We start from the raw sequence: 18,402 nt of genomic DNA on the forward strand, positions 1-18,402 counted from the left end.
TCGAGGGGGGACGGCCTCGCTTTGCATTGTGGGCTTGTGTCGCCGCTTCGGCCGAGGGCGGACTACTGCTGCGATGGCCTTGGGCGGAGGGATGGGCGGAGCCCGGCGCGCGTGGCGTGCCGGGCTCCGGTGGTTGGTGATGGTGGTTGCGTGGTGGTTACCAGGTGCCGGGTGGGGCGCGCCATCCTTGGGGGGCGCGGGTGAGGGTGCCGTCGGGGTTGGCGAGGAGTGCGTCGAGGGTGGTGGAGCCGTCGGTCCATTCGTACATGGCGGTGAGGTCGTCGCGTCCGTCGCCGTTGTAGTCGCCGGTCAGGGGCCATGCGGCGCTGGTTGCCCAGGTGCCGGGGGCGGAGCGCCAGGCGACGCTGGGGTCGGTGAACAGTCCCGCCGCGGTGCTGGGGAAGGTCCGGTATTCGGTCGTGCCGCCGCCGAGGTCGTACATGGCGCCGAGTTCGACGTGGTGGTCGCCGTTGTGGTCGCCGGTGGTGAGTTGAACCTTGTTCCAGTCCCACGCTCCGGGGGCTGCGCGCCAGGACTGTACGGGTGCGGCGAGTTTCCCGTCGGGTTGGGCGAGGAGGGTGTGGAGGGTGACGCTTGTGTCGGCCCAGCCGTACAGGGCGGCGATGTCGGTGCGTCCGTCGCCGTTGTAGTCGCCGACGGTGTATTTGGCGGAGCCGGCGTTCCAGGTGCCGGGCGGGGACTGCCAGCCGGGTACGGGGGTGTCGAAGGCGCCATCGCTGCGGATGATCCAGGTGTGGACGGAGGTGGTGCCGCCGGCGGGGTCGATGACCTGGGCGAAGATCATGGCGACGTCGTCCTTGCCGTCGCCGTTGTAGTCGCCGGCCAGGATGGCGGCCCTGTTCCAGTCCCAGTTCCCGGCGGGTGTGACGTAGCCGGGGATCGGGTCGGAGAAGACGCCGCCGGGGTGGGCGATGAATTTGAACAGCGAGGTGCTGCCGTCGGTCCACACGTACAGGGCGGCGATGTCGTCGCGCCCGTCGCCGTCGAAGTCCCCGACGCTGTACTTGGTGCGTCCGACGTCGAAGTGCCCGGCGAGGCTGACCCACGCCTGGCGGGGCGCGCCGAAGCTGCCGTCGGCGTTGCCGGGGGAGACGAAGAACGCGGTGGTGGCCTGGCCGTGGTCGTAGACGGTCAGCACGTCGTCGCGTCCGTCGCCGTCGAAGTCGCCGGAGTATTCGTTGCGTTGCGCGCTCGTGCCGTCGCCCGGGCGGTGGTCGACGGCGGCGCCGGTGACGGAGTTCCAGCGGACGTAGCCGCCCTGGAAGTCACCGCGACGCCCGCCGGCGATGTCGTACTCGTCGCTGGTGGGGAACCCGAGGTATCCCTGTTCCCAGCCGAGCGTGGCCCACCGGTTGCGGATGCTGCCGTAGACGGCCCACGCCCCGTTGTTCGGGCTGGTGTAGACGGAGCCGTTGTCGGCGCTCGCGCCGGGGGTGCGGAAGTGGGTGTATGTGCCGGGTTTGGTGGGGGTGTTCGCGATGTCGGTGGCGGGGAAGCCGAGGGTGCCGCGGGGGCCTCCGGTGGCCTGCCAGCGGTTGTAGGTCTCCCCGCTGATCACATGCGCGCCGGTGTCGCCGGTCCAGGTGACGGCGCCGGCTCCGGTGGTGGTTGTGCCGGCGTAGTGGGTGATCTGGCCGACGACGGTGCCGGCGCCGTCGCGGACGGTGGTCTCGTCGGAGACGGGGTATCCGAGCGGCCCGTTGAGGGCGCCGCTCTGGAGCCACTTCGTGCGGGTGTCACCGCGCTGGGACCAGGCGCCGGTGGTGGGGGACCAGTTGATGTGGGCGTTGGTGGTGCCGTCGTTCGCGGATCCCTGGAAGTCGGCGTACTTGCCGATGCCGCCGTCGTCGACCACGCCGCTGGTGGGAAGCCGGAGCGGCCCGGTGGGCCCGCCGGTGGCCTTGTACTTGGCCAGGATCGGCCCGCACAGGTCGAGTTTGATGTTCGGGTTCCCCGCCGAGGGGAACTTCTCGCAGGTGGTCCACGGCGTCTGGTTGTCCGCGATCAGCCGCATCGGCCCGAACGCGTTCCCGTCCGGCCCGGGGGTGATCCCGAGTGCGACGTAGAGCCTTCCGTCGGCGGCCTGTCCCCACAGGTCGGCTTTGCCGTCGCCGTCGAGGTCGCCGTCGGAGTTGAGCCTGGGGTAGGCGGCGGCGTCGAACCCGGTCCCGATCGGCGTGCGCGCGGCGGTGTTCCCCAACGCCGTGACGTCGACGCTGCCGTCGGCGTTCTTCTTCGACGCGTACTGGTGGAGCTGTCCGGTGACGCGGTCGCGAGCCCACAGGTCGGGAAGCCCGTCGCCGGTGACGTCGCCGGGGGCGAGGAGGTCGAGGTTCCTCCAGTCGGCGGTGCCCAGGGGGATCGCCTTGTCGAAGGCGCCGCCGGAGGTGTCGCCGTGGAAGAGCCACAGGCCGGCGCTGCCGTCACCGTTGTTCTCGAGGGTGAGCAGGTCCAGGCGCGCGACGCGGGATCCGCTGAGGTCGTTGTCGACATTGCCGGGGGCGAGGATCTGCCGGACCCGGGACCAGTCGGAGGTGTACGCCGCGCAGTTGCCGCCGGGCCGAGTGGGATCGCTGCAGGTTCCGGGGCGGGTGATCACATCGCGGACGGCGCTGGTGAAGTATTGGCCCTGGGCGCCCGCGCCGGCGCTGGAGTAGCGGTAGAGCTGTCCGTTCGCGTGGGCGTACAGGTCGTCGTAGGTGATGCCGGCCCCGCCGCGGTGGGTGATCAGCGATCCCGCCCAGGTGCGTTTCCCATTGGCGTTGGGCGGCCCTTGCAGCGTGCTTGAGGCGATGGTGCCGCCTGCTGCGGGGTCGGTGTCGGCGGCGTACATGCGCAGTGCGCCGGCGTCGTCGACGGTGAGGAGGTCGATGCGCCCGTCGCCGGTGACGTCGCCGAGGGTGGTTTTGGCGTGGGGGTCGGAGGGTGCGTAGAACTTGTAGATGGTGGGTTGGGAGCGGTTGCCGGCCTTGTCGACGGTTTGGGCGTAGAGGGTGTTGGCGCCCCACAGGACGACGGGCAGGGGGTCGGTTCTCCAGATCTTGGTGATGTCGTCCCAGGTGGCGCGGGCGGCGCCGCCGACGGGGATGGTGGCGTTCAGGGCGTATTCGATGGTGTCGACGCCGGAGGCGTTGTCGACGGCGGTGAAGGTGAAGGTGCCTTTGTCGCCGGCGGTCTTGCCTCCGCCGGCCTTCGGGTAGTCGATGCTGTCGACGGTCGGTACCGACGGCGGTGTGCCGTCGATGGTGAAGGTCCGGCCGACGGTGGGGGGCGAGCTCGCGTCGCCGTCGCCGGTTTGGGCGGTCCATCTGTAGGTGTGGCCGTCGAGGAGCAGCCCGACGGGGAGGTCGACGCGGGCCTCGTGGCCGTCTGCGCCCTTGGAGACGAATCCGCTGGTGTGGACGACGGGGTCGCCGTTGCCGACCTCGGTGACGACGAAGTTGGCGTCCAGGGTCTGGACGCGGTCGGGGTCGGTCACGGTGGCGTAGAGGCTGACGCCGCCCACCGCGGGGTTGACGGCGCCGATGTAGCCGTCGTTGCCCGAGGTTCCCCCGTTGACGGGGACGGGCGTCATGCGCAGGTTGGTGGGCTGGTTGGGCGGGGTGTTGTACTCGATGTAGATGAAGTTGTCGGCGGCGTTGCGGGAGAACCGCTTGAACCCGTTGTTGGCCGTGCTCTGGGGGGATTCCTTGCCCTGGACGCTGAGGGTGAGGAACTCCCAGTTGTGGTGCGGGAGCATGTTGGCGGTGATGTCGAAGTCGACCAGGCGATTTCCGCAGTGGGAGTCGACGCTGGAGCTCGGTACCGACGCGGTGCCCCACAGGCCTTGTTCGGTGGGCCTGTTGTCCCAGTTGGTGGCGTTGGTGAGGGTGTCACTGGCCAGGTACAGATAGACGGGCTGGGCGAGGTTTTCCTCGCAGCCGTTCACGGCGGAGTCGACCTGGGTGGTGTTGAAGGTGACGCGCTTGATGACCTTGCCGTTCAGGCGCCCCTGCCAGTTGTAGTCGACCCGGTAGTAGGTGCGTTCCAGGCCGGTCTTGGTGCGCCAGCGCTGGTATCCGGCACCGGGTTGGTAGTCGGTGCGTCCGTAGCCGGGGGTGTCGGGGTAGGCCTCCTGGGCCCAGCCGTAGGTGCTGATGTTGTCGCGGAAGGGGATGGGGGCCCAGCCGGGGTCGATGTAGAGCGGGAACACCGTGTCCGCCGCGCCGAGCAGGCTCGCGTCCGGTGTCAGGGTCAGCGAGGTGCCGGTGACGGCGGCTTCCAGCGGGGCGGTGGTGGCGTGGATACCGGGGCGCCTGTCGGTGGAGACGAGTTCGTCCGCGGGTACCGGAGGGGGCGGGTCCTGCGTCCCGGCCGGCGCGGACGCGGTCTTCGTGCTCCCGGTGGCGGGGGAGGTTTTGGGTGTGCTGCGCGAGTCCCACATCACGGGCGCGGGCGCGGTGAACGCGACCTTGCCGTCGGCCGCCTTGGCGGCCAGTGATCCGTTGGCCGTCTCGGTGACGGTGACGCCGTCGGTGGCCATCCCGAGCCTGAGCGTGGCGAGTTGCGGGTTCTTCGCGGCGGTGGCGGTCTTGACGATGAGGGTGTGGGTGAAGCCGCCCTGTTCGCCGGTGGTGACCTTGAGGTCGACGTCGGGCAGGACACCGGGGTAGAGCGCGCCGTCGCCGGCGAGGACCGGCGTGGGCAGCGTCGTGGGCCAGGTGAAGGTGAGCTTGCGGCCGCCGTTGGTCATCGACGCCAGCAGCGTGGTGCCACCGCCTCCCAGAAGCAGGTCACCGGTCGTGCTGGCCGGCCGCACCGTCCCGTCCGCGGCGCGTGCCAGCGTCGGGTCGAGGTCGCGCCAGACACCGCTTTTCTTCGTCCGCGACGGTTCCACGGTCCGTTCGAGCGCCAGGACGCCGTCGGGCTTCGCGGTGACGGTGTCCGTCTCGGTGGTCAACTCCGGTACGGGGACGGGGACTCCGGTGCGCACGGCCTGCGCGGTCGCCCTTGCCTCGGCCGCGGCCTTCGCCTCGGCCGACGGGGCACCCGCAGCGGCGCTGCCCGCGGTCGAGGTGGAGACCCCGGCGGCGGATGCGGTGGCGGGTGCGTGGTGGGGCGCGGCGCCGGCGGCGCCGGCGGCGCCGGCGGCGCACGTCATCGACAAGGTGACGAGTCCGCCGACGAGCGCCGACAGTCCTCGTGCGTATGGGCGTGGGCGGGGAGGCGGGTGCCCCATGAAGGGTGCTCCTCGGGAGAGTTGGCGGTGCGGGGCGCGAGCGCGCATAGATGCGCGGAACGTACCGGTTGGCCGGAACCCTTCACCAGGTGACGCAGATCACATCGACTCATTCGATATATCGACAAGGAATCAAGTCTCTCGAAGGCGCTTTCGAATTGCCGAACTATGCCTGCCAACGGGCGATTCGGTCCTGCCGGGGACTCTCGAGCGACCGGTTGGGTTGTAGTGACGAAGCACACATCCACCCACGGGAACTCCCTTTACCCGCAGGGAACTTGCCGCGTACGGTGCGCTCCGTCTGTGATCTTTCGCCTGTTCGGGGGCGGGATCCGTCCTGTCTCGGTGGGGGTTCGTCATGCGTGGTTGGTCGTGGGGATCGAAGTCCCGGCGTGCACGAGGGTCGCGTGCGGCGCGCCTGTTCGTGACGGGTGCGACGGTCCTGGCGCTGACGGCGAGCGTGGGCCCGGCCCAGGCCGTCGACTGGATCGAATCCCGCCCCGACAACGAGGGATGGTCACCACGCGACCTGCCCAAGACGCCTTCCGTCGGCGGAAAGAAGGCACCCAAACCCGACGCGCGACCGATCCCCGGCGACGGCCACCGCTCGTGGAAACCCACCGCGACCACCTGGCCCAAGCCGGCCGAGTCCGAGACCACCCCGGCGCCCGCGTCCAACTTCGTCGCGCGGGGAGGCTCGTCCCTGCTGGCAGCCCCTACCGGCGGCAACGCCCCCGGCACCCCCGTATGGATCACCACCCCCGACACCTCCGCCCGCGGCCCCCTGCGTTCGAACACCTTCGCCGCCCCCGCGACCGGCGCGGCGAGCCCCTCGGGACGGCTCAAGGTCACCGTCGCCGACCACGCCGCGGCCGAGCGGGCCGGCGTCGACGGCGTCCTGATCACCGTCCGCCCCACCGACACCGCCACCGCCCCCGGCAAGGTCACCGTCGGCGTCGACTACGCGGGATTCCGGGACGCGTTCGGCGCCGACTGGTCCTCCCGGCTGCGTCTGGTGTCGATGCCCGAGTGCGCGCTGACCACGCCGGACGTTCCCGCGTGTCGTGTCAAGACGCCGGTGACGGGCGGACGCAACGACCGGGTCAAGAACCGCGTACTCGCCGACGTCGACCTGACTGCGGCCTCGCCCACCACCGCAAAGTCGGCGAACGCTCCCGCTACGGGCGGCGCGATGGTGTTCGCCGCGACGGCGGACGCGTCGGGTCCCTCCGGCGACTACAAGGCGACTTCGCTGTCGCCGTCGGGTCAGTGGTCGGCGGGCGGCAACTCCGGTTCGATGAACTGGTCGTACGCGATCGGCGTGCCGCCCGCGATCGGCGGCACCGCGCCGACCGTGAGTCTGGCCTACAACTCGGGCGCCGTGGACGGCCGCACCACCTCCACCAACAACCAGGCCTCCTGGATCGGCGAGGGCTGGGAATACTCACCCGGGTTCGTCGAGCGCTCCTACCAGTCCTGCGCGCGCGACGGCCAGGACAAGTCCGGCGAGAAGTGCTGGTCCAACCAGAACTCCCTGACGCTGTCCCTGAACGGCAAGTCCTCGACCCTGATCCAGGACGACACCGACAAGACCAAGTGGCGTCTGGAAGGCGACGACGACTCCCGCATCGAACCCCTGACCGGTGCGGTCAACGGTGACGACAACGGCGAGTACTGGCGCCTGACCACCGGCGACGGCGTCCAGTACTACTTCGGCGTGGGCCACAAGCCGGGCGGCAACAACCAGGACACCGCCACCAACTCGACCTGGTCCGCGCCCGTCTACGGCAACAACGCGGGCGAACCCTGCAACAAGACCGCCGGGTTCGACGCGTCCTGGTGCCGGCAGGGGTGGCGCTGGAACCTCGACTACGTCGTGGACCCGCGCGGCGGCATGGTCACCTACTGGTACAACGCCGAGACCAACCGATACACCCGCGGCACGGTCCTGGTCGGCTCCGGCACCCTGACCGAGTACACCCGCGGCGGCACCCTCGCCAAGATCACCTACGGGTCGAAGACCACCGACACCACCCCGCCCACCGCCCAGGTCCTCTTCGACACCGCCGAGCGATGCCTGGTCAAGGACGGGTTCGACTGCGACCCGGCCAAGATGACCAAGGCCAACGCCGCCAAGTGGCCGGACGTACCCGTCGACAAGCAGTGCGCGACGTCGGGCACGTGCGAGGAGCACGGGCAGTCGTTCTTCTCCACCCGCCGCCTCACCAAGATCGTCACCCAGTCCCTCGTCGGAGCCGGCTACCAGACGGTCGACGAATACGCCCTCGGCCAGGACTACCCGGACCCGCAGGACGGCTCCTCCCCGACGCTGTGGCTGAACTCGATCACCCGCACCGCCTGGGACGGCGCCAAGAAGATCGACGTCCCCTCGGTCGACTTCACCGGCGAGTTCATGCACAACCGCGTCGACGCCGGTGGTGACCTGGCGCCGCCGATGAACCGGCGCCGCCTGAAGGGGATCACGAACGAAACCGGCGGCCAGACCACGGTCGTGTACAACACCCCCGAGTGCACCCCGGCCACCCTCCCCACCCCGGACGCCAACACCAAGGCGTGCTACCCGATGTGGTGGAACTACGACGAGGACGCGGAACCGGTCCTGCACTGGTTCCACAAGTACACCGTCGCCGAGGTCACCGAACACGACATCGCAACCACCGCCCCCAACCGCTCCACCCGCTACGAGTACGTCGGCGGCGCCGCATGGCACCGCGACGACTCCGAGCTCACCGAGGACAAGGAAGCCTCCCGGCCCAAGAGCAAGGACCGCCGGACCTGGAACCAGTACCGCGGCTACGGCCAGGTGATCACCCGCTCGGGCGTCGCCCCCGACCCGGTCACCCAGTCCGCGACGTTCTACCTGCGCGGCATGGACGCCGACGTGAGGAAGGACGGCACCACACGCGCCGTCACCCTCACCGACTCCACCGGCGCGTCGATCGTCGACGCGAACCACCACGCCGGATTCGCCTACGAGACGAAGACGTTCACCGGCGACGGCGGCACGGTGGCCGCAACCTCCCTCAGCACGCCGCACGCCTCGGCGGTCACCGCCACCCACGCCCGCGTCCGCGGCCTACCCCCGCTCACGGCCCGCCGCACCGCGACCGAGAAGACCCGGGACCGCAGTCTCCTCGCCGACGGCACCACGTGGCGCGAGACCTCCAAGTCCACCACGTTCGAGCCCGTCCACGGCCTTCCGGAGACGGTCTCGGACAAGGCCGACGGCCTGCCCGAGTACTGCACCAAGACCACCTACGCACACAACACGTCCGCGTGGATCATCGGCAAACCCGCCGAAACCCGGTCTCTGGTGGGCACCTGCGCAACCACGCCGTCCAAGGACACCGTGTACGCGTGGTCACACACCCTCTACGACAACAAGCCTTACGGCGACGTCGGCGCGGTCGGCGACACCACCTCCACCGACGCGGTGATCGACTACAAGGCGGATGGCACCCCGAACTGGGTCACCACCACCAAGTCGGAATACGACGCCTACGGCCGCGTCACCAAGGCCACCGACGCCGAGAACAAGACCACCACGACCGCGTACACCCCTGCCGCGGGCAGCCTGCCCACCACGGTGGCCGTCACCGGCCCCGCCAACTGGACGGCTTCCACCGTCTACGCGGGGGCTCGCAACCTTCCGGTCAAGGCCGTCGACGCCAACGGTCTGGTGATCGAGCAGGAGTACGACACTCTCGGCCGGCTGATCGCGGTGTGGAAACCGGGCCACACCAAACAGGACAACGCGGACCTGCAATTCGCCTACGCGCCCAGCAAGACCGGCCCCTCGGTGGTCACCACCCGCACCCTGAAGCTGAACAAGGACTACGCGGTCTCGCACCGGATCCTCAACAGCTTCCTCCAGGAACGCCAGACCCAATCAGACCCGGTCAACGACGCGGCCGGGCGCATGATCACCGACACCTTCCACGACAGCCTCGGCCGCCCCCACAAGACCAATACGCCCTACCTGAACGAGGACGACCTCCCGAACACGGACCTCTTCGTCGCCAACGACAACGAAGTCCCCGGCCAGAACGCGGTCGTCTACGACGGCATGGGCCGCACCACCGCCCAGACGTTCTCCTCCAAGGCCATCGAGCAGTGGCGCACCACCACCGCCTACGTCGGCGCCGACGAGACCCGGGTCACCCCACCGCCCGGCGGAACCGCGACCCTGTCCATCTCCGACGCCCGCGGCAAACCGAAGGAACTGCGCGAGTACAACGGCGGAGCCCCCACCGGCACCGACTACTCGAAGATCACCTACACCTACACCCCGCGCGAAGAACTCAAGACCGTCACCGACCCGGGCGGCAACACCTGGACCTACACCTACGACTTCCTCGGCCGCAAAACCCACGTCGACGACCCCGACAAGGGCCCGTCCGACACCCGCTACGACCTCGTCGGGCGCGTCACCGGCACCACCGACGCCCGCGGCCAGATCCTCGCCTACACCTACGACGCGCTCGGCCGCAAGACCGCTACCTACAAGGACACGGTCGCCGACGCCAACCTGCTCTCCGAGTGGACGTACGACCGCTACGCCAAGGGCCAGGCGGACGGCTCCTCCCGCTACGTCGGCGGCAAGTCGGGCGCGAAGTACACCAGCGAGATCACCGGGTTCGAACCCGGCACCTACCGCCCCACCGGCACCCGCGTCACCATCCCCTCCGCCGAAGGCAAACTCGCCGGCACCTACACCACCGCCACCACCTACGAGCCGGTCCTGGGCCTGCCAATCAAGACCGACGTCCCCGCCCAGGGCGGTCTCCCTGCCGAGACCCTGAGCAGCACCTACAGCACCCAGGGACTGCGGACCAAGCTCGGCGGCGAACGGGCGTATCTGAACCGTGCAATCTACGACGTCTTCGGCCGCAACATCCGCGCCACCCTCGGCGACGCCCCCCTCCAAGCCGCGTTCACCAGCGCCTACGACCCCGCCACCGGCCGCCTGCTGTCCACCAACTGGGACAAGCAGACCGCGACCACGGCCAGCGTGGACGCCACCTCCTACACCTACAAGCCCAGCGGCGACGTCACCTCCGTCAAGACCGTCCGCGACGGCACCACCACCGACACCCAGTGCTTCGCCTACGACGGCCTGCGCCGCCTCAAGCAGGCCTGGACCGACACCGCCGGCACCACCACCCTGCCCGCCCCCAGCGTCCCCGGTATCGGCGGCTGCGTCACCCAGGCCCCGAGCACGGCGACCGTCGGCGGCCCGGACCCGTACTGGCAGTCCTTCGACTACGACGCGGTCGGCAACCGCACCAAACTCGTCGAACACGACGCGACCGACGACCCGGCCAAGAACGTCACCACCGAGTACGGCTATCGCCCCGGCGCCCAGGCCGGCGACCGCACCCACCGCCTGGAGACCGTCACCCTCAAGACCGGTACCCGCGAGGCCGTCACCACGGGCCTGACCTACGACGCGAACGGCAGCATCAAGACCCGCCCCGGCGCCGACGCCAACCTCCAGACCCTCACCTGGAACGAAGAGGACAAGCTTGCCAAGGTCGCCTCCGCGACCGGCAGCAGCGACTACCTCTACGACGCCGACGGCCAGCGGATCATCCGCCGCGAGGCCGGCAAGACCACTCTCTACCTCGGCAGCGACGAACTCACCACCAACACCGACCAGTCCGGCCCGGTCGTCGGCACCCGCTACTACCCCACGGCCGGCGGCGCCGCCGTCGTGCGCAGCGGCAACGGCGCGATCGTGTACATGGCGGCCGACCACCACGGCACCCCGGTCAGCACCCTCGACTCCGCCACCCTGGACGCAACTCGCCGCCAGTCCAAGCCCTTCGGCGAACCCCGCGGCCCCCAGCCCACCCAGGCCAACGGCCAATGGCCCGACGACAAGGGCTTCCTCGGCAAACCGATGGACGCCACCGGCCTGACCCACGTCGGCGCCCGCGAATACGACCCGGACCTGGGCCGCTTCATCAGCGTCGACCCGATCATGGATCTGACCGACGCGGGCCAGATGCACGGCTACACCTACAGCAACAACAACCCGTTGACGCAGTCCGACCCGTCCGGCATGGCCTACTGCGGCAACGTCATGTCCTGCGACCCGGACCCCGTCTACTGCGGCAACGTCATGGCCTGCGGAGGCTCCGGAACCGACCAGACCACCACCTCGCCCACAGCCCCCGGGGGCACGGCCGGCTGCGTCAGGTACTGCATGGACAAGCCCAAGAAGCCCTCCTCCTCGAACACGGGCAAGGGCAAGGGCAACGACAACCCCTTCGCGAAGGCGTGGGGCGCGGCCAAGAAGAAGACCAGCCAGGCGGCCCACTACGTACAGGACAACTGGAAGAAGGTCGCCCCCATCGTGGCCGGCGGCCTCGCCGAATGGGGCTGCATGGCAGCCGCCGCAAGCGCGGGCGCAGCCACCGCCGGCGCGGCCGCGGTGGGCGGGGCCATGCTGTGCGGCGCACTCGGCAACTCGATCTACGGCGCTCTCGACGACCAGCTCAACCACGGCGACCGCAGCTCCATGGAGTCCCTGGTCAAGATCGCCGGAGACGCGGGCATAGGCGCCCTGACCGGCGGAGCGGCCCAAGGCGTCATCAACAAGTACGCCCGCGTCTGCCACAGCTTCGTCCCCGGCACCGGCGTCCTCATGGCGAACGGCACCACCAAGGCCATTGAGGACGTCCAACCGGGCGACGCCGTCCTGGCCACCGACCCCGAGACCGGCGAGTCCAAGCCCCGCACCGTCCTGGCCGCCATCACCACCGAGGACGACAAGGAATTTGCCGACCTCACGATTAAAACCGAAGACGGCGAAGCCTCTATCATCGCCACCACCAACCACCCCTTCTGGGTCCCCGACCTGAAGGAATGGGTTGACGCAGGCGATCTCAAACCGGGCCAACACCTCCGAAGCCCGGACGGAACATGGATCTGGGTTGAGGCAGTCCGCCGGTTCGGGCAGCCAGCACGCACGCACGACCTCACCGTCGACTATGTCCACACCTATTATGTGTCTGTCGGGACCACGTCGATATTGGTCCACAACGACAATGGAAATGGTGCCGCAGGTCGGCTACCTGACCTCAGTAACACGACGCTTGATGAGGCGGACCGGATCCTAACCCAGCACGGATTTGATCTGCACTCATGGTCGGAGCGGGGATATGTCACCTATAGGGCGAAAGACGGAAGCAAGATCACCCTGAGAGATGCTGACGGTCGCGTTTCGCGATCCGTAGTCGTTGACAACGGGCCGAACACGAAGAACGGGTCAAGGCGCGTTGGGCCCGATGGCAAGAATACTCTGAGTCACGATACGGGAGAGATGATCAAGCCGTTCTGCTAGGCTTCAGTTCATTACTCGGTGTGCGCCGAGTCGGTTCGAATGTGGGGTCGGATGACCATTTTTGAAGATGCGATCCGCGTCGTCGCGACGTGCGAAGGATACGCGTTGCGAAGGACCTCTCTCTCGATTATCTCGGGAGTGGATTCCCTGCAGTTTGAACTCTGTTGGGAGGGCAAGCCCAGCATCGTACTATCACTGGATAATATTCACCACTTCTCGATGAGCGGGGTCCCAGGTGAGGATCAAGAGATTCTCGAGTCGATTTCCATTGAACGCTTGCCGCCCGGCTTGAATCGCTGGCCGGAAGAAATTGCTCGATATAGAGTTCTTGCCGATCCAATCCCGGAACTGATTTGGATTCGGGTGCGAGGACCCTTCTCGATGGACATCGTTTCGGCTTCGATCTCAGTTTATGTTGAAGATTCGAACAGCATGAGTGCCTAACCTCGATGTTTGGTACGCCCAGCAGGATTTGGAGGTTGGCCATGTAGATGGTTGATCACTGGTGCGTAAGCTCGTCGTCGCCTGCCGGTGTGAGTCCGGTCCGGGTAGCTGCCAGGAGGCCCGGTAGCAGGCTGGCGGCGTCGGGGGGAAACGCCCGGCGTCGAAGTCCAGCGTCGAAAGCCCTGTGAAGGGGGAGCAAAGAAGCGGTCCGTAGCATCACGCGAAGTCTGCGGCGTCGTTAGAGGCCCGCCCGTGAGGGTGGGGACAGGGAGAGCCGAGCCCCCGAAATCAGGGCGAAGGCCATGGAAGCGGTGAAGACCCTGGAGGGCAGCCGCGAAGGACTCCCCGGCGTATGGGACACGGAACGTTTCGACGGTGACGACGGGAACTGGGGAGGCCCTCCCCGGCCCGACAGCCTGCGGCAAGAGCGCTGTCGGAAGCATCGCGACCTATAACCGGGTGCACCCCGGGAAGGGGAAGCGGGTCGGGTGGGCGTCGGAGGCGGCCGTAGTACTGCTTGAGCCGGACGGACAACACAACCGTCGGTGAGGGAAGGGCCGCTGCTTCGTCGATGCGTACTGCTGAAGTGGAGGGGCCCGGTGAGTGCCCGCGTGGCTATTCCCGCCGTCGGGGGACGTTCTCCCTCGGATCCGGTCCGTGCCCTCCAGCATGCGCTCTACCGGGCGGCCAAGGCCGATCCCGGACGGCGGTTCCACGCGCTGGGGGACAAGGTCCACCGCAGGGACGTCCTGGCGCGTGCGTGGTCGACGGTGCGTCGCAACAACGGCGCACCGGGCATCGACTCGGTCGATCTCGCGCAGGTCGAGGAGTACGGGGTCGCCCGGCTTCTCGACGAGCCGGCCGCGGAGTTGAAGGACGGCAGGTGGCGACCGCTTCCCGCGCGCCGGGTGTTCATTCCCAAGCCCGGCACCCCGGAGCAAAGGCCCTTGTCGATTCCCGCAGTCCGCGACCGCATCGTGCAGGCGGCACTGAAGTTCGTGCTTGAGCCGGTTTTCGAGGCCGACATGCTGCCTTGCTCGTTTGGGTTCCGGCCCGGGCGCGGCGCGCATGATGCCCTCCAGGTCCTGATCGACGAGTCCTGGCGGGGACGGCGATGGGTCGTCGAGACCGACATCGCCAACTGTTTCGAGGCGATTGACCATGAGAAGTTGATGCACGCGGTCGAGGAACGCGTCTGTGACCGGTCCGTCCTGAAGCTCTTGCGCGCGATGCTGCGGGCCGGAGTGATGGAGGACGGGCAGGTCCGCCGGCCGGTCACCGGTACTCCGCAGGGCGGGGTGGTGACTCCTCCCGCGCAATAGGTAACCCGGGGTGGGGTCGGGGCTGCCGGCTGGGATCGAGTGTCTGATGGTGACCTTCTCGGGGCCGATGAGGACCTCGCGGACCAAGAGTCGGACCACTTTCCGGCGTTCGAGGATGTCGGCGGTGGTGGCCTTCTCGCGCAGGCGGGCGAGGAAGCTCTGGAGGCTCTCGGCGAGCTTGAGTAAGCTCTGGCGGTCGACCGACTGGGCGGCGAGGGCCTCCAGTTGGGTGCGTTGGGCGGTTTCCCGGGCGCGCAGGGCAGGGACGCGGGAGCGGAGTTCGGCCAGGGACAGGAGTTGTTCCTGGTATGCCTCGATCAGCCGGGTGATGGCGATGGTGGTCTTGGCCAGGGCCCGTTCCAGGCGGGCTCGCTGGGCGGTGCCGGGGTCGCCGGCCCGCATCCGGGCCAGGCGCCGGTCGAGCTCCGCCTGAATCAGTGCGGGTGTGGAGACGAGGGCGATCACCTGGTTCCAGACCAGGTCTTCGAGGCGGTCGGCGCGCACGGGGGTGTTGGTGCAGACCTTGCCGTGCTCATAGCGCCAGGCGTCCGAACCCAGGCATCGGTAGTAGCTGATCCGCTTGTTGGTGGTGCGCGTCGAGGTGCGGTAGTAGGCATAGCCGCAGGTTGCGCAGGACACCAGGCTCTGCAGCAGATAGGGGGTCTTGCTGTTGCGAGGGGCGAACCGGGCGTTGTCGGCCAGGCGCCGTTGGGCCAGGGCGAAGACCTCCTCGGTGACCAGCGGCGGGACCGGGATCTCGATCCACTCCTCGCGGGGACGCTCGCGCACCACGGTGGGGCTGTTGGGGGTGGTGCGGCCCTGCAGGCGGGCGGCGCGGTTGAGGACCGCGGTGGCCTCGACGCGCATGGTCTTGGCGAAGGCCGCGCGCCCCGCGTAGGCCGGGTTGCGGAGCATGGCCCAGACCGTCGAGCGGTCCCAGCGCTGTTTGCCGGTGCGGGTGAGTGTGGTGGTGTCCTCGGTGAGCCGGCGGGTCAGGTCGGCCAGCGTGCTGCCTTCGTACGCGTAGCGGCGGAAGACCTCGGCGACCGTGGCGGCCTCGTGCTCGACGATCTCGTAGAGGGCGTCGGCGTGTTCGCCGCGGCGGATGTAGCGGTAGCCGTAGGGGGCGCCGGAGAGCACGTTGACGGTGCCGGTGCGGGCGCGGTGGGCCTTGCCGCGGCGGGTGCGCTCGGCGATCTGGGCCCGCTCGTATTCCGCGATCATGCCTTGGAACTGCACCAGCAGCACGTCCTCGGGGTTGTGGGTGCTGGGGGCCTTGACGAAGCGAACCTCGGTGCCGACCCGGGCCAACTCCTCGATCAGCAGGGCCTGGTGGGCGTACTTGCGGGCCAGACGGTCCGCCGAGTGGCACAGCACCACGTCAACCGGCACCTGCGCGATCAGGTCGCGCAGCCTCTCCAACTGGGGTCGTACCAGCGTCGCCCCCGAGAAGCCGTCGTCGGCGAAGACCCATTCCTCGGGCACGTCGAGCCCGAGCCGTTCGGCGTGCGCGCGCAGCCCGGCGAGCTGGGAGCCGATCGTCTCCTGTTCCTTCTGCTTCGCCGAGGAGACCCGGGCATACAGTGCCGCACTGGTCATGACTGTCACCTTCCGCACCGCTGGGCGCCGGGATCCGTCCCCGCCGTTCGGGAACCAGGCACAGGTAGGCGCCGGCCAACTCGGCCGCGCCGAGACGATCGAAGAGATACTCGGCCTCGGCCCTGCGCTCGGTCATCACCGCACCCGCCCACACCCCACCCGGCGTCGCTGAGCGGAACGGGCACGTCCGGCACCCCGGCGAGCAGCCGTACTACGAACGTAGCGCCGAACATGTCAGCCGTCCCCCTTCCGGCGGGACTGTTCCAGCCGACGGAACGTCAGAACGGCATCGAAGTCGAAGTTACCTACTGCGTGGGAGGAGTCCTATCCCCTTTGTTGGCCAATGTCTTCCTGCACCGGATCGACCGGGCCTGGCAGACGAGGCAGCACGGAGTGCTGGTGCGCTATGCCGATGACGCGGTGGTGATGTGCGCGACCCGGCAGCAGGCCGAAGCCGCCCTGGAGCGGCTGACGTTCCTGCTGGCCGAACTCGGCTTGGAGCCGAAGGCGGCCAAGACCAGGATCGTCCACCTCGAAGTGGGAGGCGAGGGGCTCGACTTCCTCGGCTTCCACCACCGATTGGTGGCCTCCCGGTCGCGCGATGGGAAGCGCCCGGTGACCTTCCTCGCCCGCTGGCCTGCGAACAAGGCCGTGCAGCATGCCCGCGACCGGATCCGTGAACTCACGGAACGGCGCCGACTGCTGCTTCCCGTCGATGTGATCGTGCAGGACGTGAACGCGTTCCTGCGCGGGTGGGCCGCGTATTTCCGGTTCGGGAACTCGGCCCGGCATTTCGACAAGATCGGGTCCTACGCACGGATGCGGTTGGCGGGATTCCTCGCCAAGCGACATCGCCGCAGCCGAGCGTTCGGTTGGTCCGTGGTGGCGTTCGCCTCACGCGGCCGACCGGACCTGATCGGCCTGCACGGGCCCGTCGTTGCACCCAGGCCCTTCCGGGACTGGCGGGGTAGGCCGAATGCCGGTGGTGAACGGCGTCGGTGAGCCGTGTGCGGGAGAACCGCATGCACGGTTCGATGTGGCGGGGGCTGGAAACGGGGCGGACGTACTCTGCCACCGCGCCAGCCCCCGACCCTACATGAGTCCTGAGCCTGGGTGGTGGTTGGTTGGTGTGTGGGTGGGGGTGTGGGCTGGGGTGTTGCAGCTCGCCACCAGCACCGCACGTACGCGGCGATGCTGTGGGCGGCGATGGAGAACCGCGGCTTCGTACAGGCGGCCTGAACCGCTCCGGGTTCGTTAGAGACTCGGGGTTGTGGCGATGACCTGCGGTTTCGGTAGTCCCTGGTAGTGCTTGGCTTCGTATTCGACGGGTGGAACGTGGCCGATCTCACCGTGGAGCCGAATGTGGTTGTACCGATGCGACCGCGCGGGCCTTCAGCGCCGAGTGGACAGGCCGCCCGCCCCGCACACGAACCGGACGATCGTCCCCGCCTTCGTCGTCCCACTCCCCGGTCTCACCCCCGCCGGCCCGGTCGGTGGCCGAGTCGAGGTCCTCCCACACGTCGTCCTGGGCCAGGGCCGGGGGCAGTTCGGGGTTGGTGTCCGAGGTGGTGGCTTCGCTGTAGGCGCTGTTGCCGGGTGGTTCCCACACCCGGGGTGTGGCGGTGAGGTACAGCCGGCGCGCGGTGGGAGTCGGGTGTTGTCGTGGACCGCGGCCCATTCCTTCCCGATCGATCCGCTGGTGCGGTGGGCCTCGTCGACGATCACGAGGTCGAATCCGGCCAGGGCCAGGCCGTAGGCGCCCTGGTGGGCGGTCAGGACGGCGCCCAGCGACTGGTAGGTGGCGAACACCGTCAGCGGCCCCGCACCGGCCGCCCACAGGGCGATTCGGGGTGCGCTGGTGGTGCATCGCACGCCGGCCTCGTCCAGGGTGCGGTCGCCGGCGAGGGAGCACACGGCGATCCGGTTTCCGGCGGTGCGTCCGGCGCCCTGCCAGGCGGTGACGGTCTGGGTCAGCAGATCAAGAGTGGGGACCAGGACCAGCACGCGCCCGCGCGGCGCGAGCGCTGCGGCCACCGCTGCGGCGATCCTCGTCTTGCCGGTGCCGCAGGCCATCACCGCGGTGGCCCGCGCGCCGCCGTGCGGCCCATCCGGGGCCGCGTCGGTCTCGGGGTTTTCCAGGGCGCGGATGATCGCGTCGACGGCTTCGCGCTGGTGCGGGCGGAGCGGTGACAGGGGCCAGCGTGTGGGATGTGGTGAGGTCTCGGCTGGGAAAAGTGGCAAGGATTCCTGCACGGTTTCTCTCCTCGTGGTGCCGGTTCCCGGACCGTGGTCGTGCTGTCGTCTCGGTGTTGCTTGCGGTGGTACCGGTATTTTCGCGGGTGTTGCGCCTGTGAGGGGCCGAGCATGGGCACGCTGCCGCCCCGTGGTCGACGACCCACCACCCCGGATCCCCGACCGTAACCGGGCCC

6 protein-coding genes and 1 pseudogene are annotated in these 18,402 nt (G+C 68.9%); 4 read left to right on the forward strand and 3 right to left on the reverse strand.

All coding sequences use genetic code 11. The annotated features are described in order from the left end of the window. Window positions 1-157: 157 nt before the first annotated feature. Entirely contained in the window at window positions 158-5,239 is a 5,082-nt protein-coding gene (locus tag OG948_RS33985) for an FG-GAP-like repeat-containing protein (protein ID WP_331773366.1), read from the reverse strand. A gap of 424 nt (window positions 5,240-5,663) precedes the next feature. On the opposite strand from OG948_RS33985, the gene OG948_RS33990 reads away from it, so the two are divergent. The 3 genes from OG948_RS33990 to OG948_RS34000 all read left to right on the forward strand — a co-directional run bounded on the left by OG948_RS33990 (window position 5,664) and on the right by OG948_RS34000 (window position 14,374). Beyond that, window positions 5,664-12,608: a polymorphic toxin-type HINT domain-containing protein gene (locus OG948_RS33990; protein ID WP_331773367.1), complete on the forward strand. Its 6,945-nt coding sequence runs from the start codon at window positions 5,664-5,666 to the stop codon at window positions 12,606-12,608. A 51-nt stretch (window positions 12,609-12,659) separates the two neighbouring features. Next, window positions 12,660-13,052 carry a hypothetical protein gene (locus tag OG948_RS33995; protein WP_331773368.1) on the forward strand — a complete coding sequence of 131 codons (393 nt, stop codon included), beginning with the start codon at window positions 12,660-12,662 and terminating at the stop codon, window positions 13,050-13,052. A 908-nt stretch (window positions 13,053-13,960) separates the two neighbouring features. Next, the gene (locus OG948_RS34000; protein ID WP_331773659.1) at window positions 13,961-14,374 is read left to right on the forward strand and encodes a reverse transcriptase domain-containing protein; all 414 of its coding nucleotides are present in this window, start codon (window positions 13,961-13,963) and stop codon (window positions 14,372-14,374) included. A 474-nt stretch (window positions 14,375-14,848) separates the two neighbouring features. On the opposite strand, the pseudogene OG948_RS34005 reads toward OG948_RS34000, so the two are convergent. Then, window positions 14,849-15,973: pseudogene (locus tag OG948_RS34005) on the reverse strand (recombinase family protein); the annotation flags it as partial. Window positions 15,974-16,204: 231 nt separating this feature from the next. Here OG948_RS34005 and OG948_RS34010 point away from each other — a divergent pair. Then, on the forward strand, window positions 16,205-16,975 hold the full coding sequence (locus tag OG948_RS34010) for a group II intron maturase-specific domain-containing protein (RefSeq protein ID WP_331773369.1): 771 nt from the start codon (window positions 16,205-16,207) through the stop codon (window positions 16,973-16,975). Between the two features lie 390 nt (window positions 16,976-17,365). Here the strand turns inward: OG948_RS34010 and OG948_RS34015 are convergent, their stop codons facing one another. Beyond that, window positions 17,366-18,226 carry a DEAD/DEAH box helicase family protein gene (locus tag OG948_RS34015; protein ID WP_331773370.1) on the reverse strand — a complete coding sequence of 287 codons (861 nt, stop codon included), beginning with the start codon at window positions 18,224-18,226 and terminating at the stop codon, window positions 17,366-17,368. Window positions 18,227-18,402 lie beyond the last annotated feature (176 nt).

This window comes from Embleya sp. NBC_00888 (assembly GCF_045207655.1).
Lineage (GTDB): Bacteria > Actinomycetota > Actinomycetes > Streptomycetales > Streptomycetaceae > Embleya.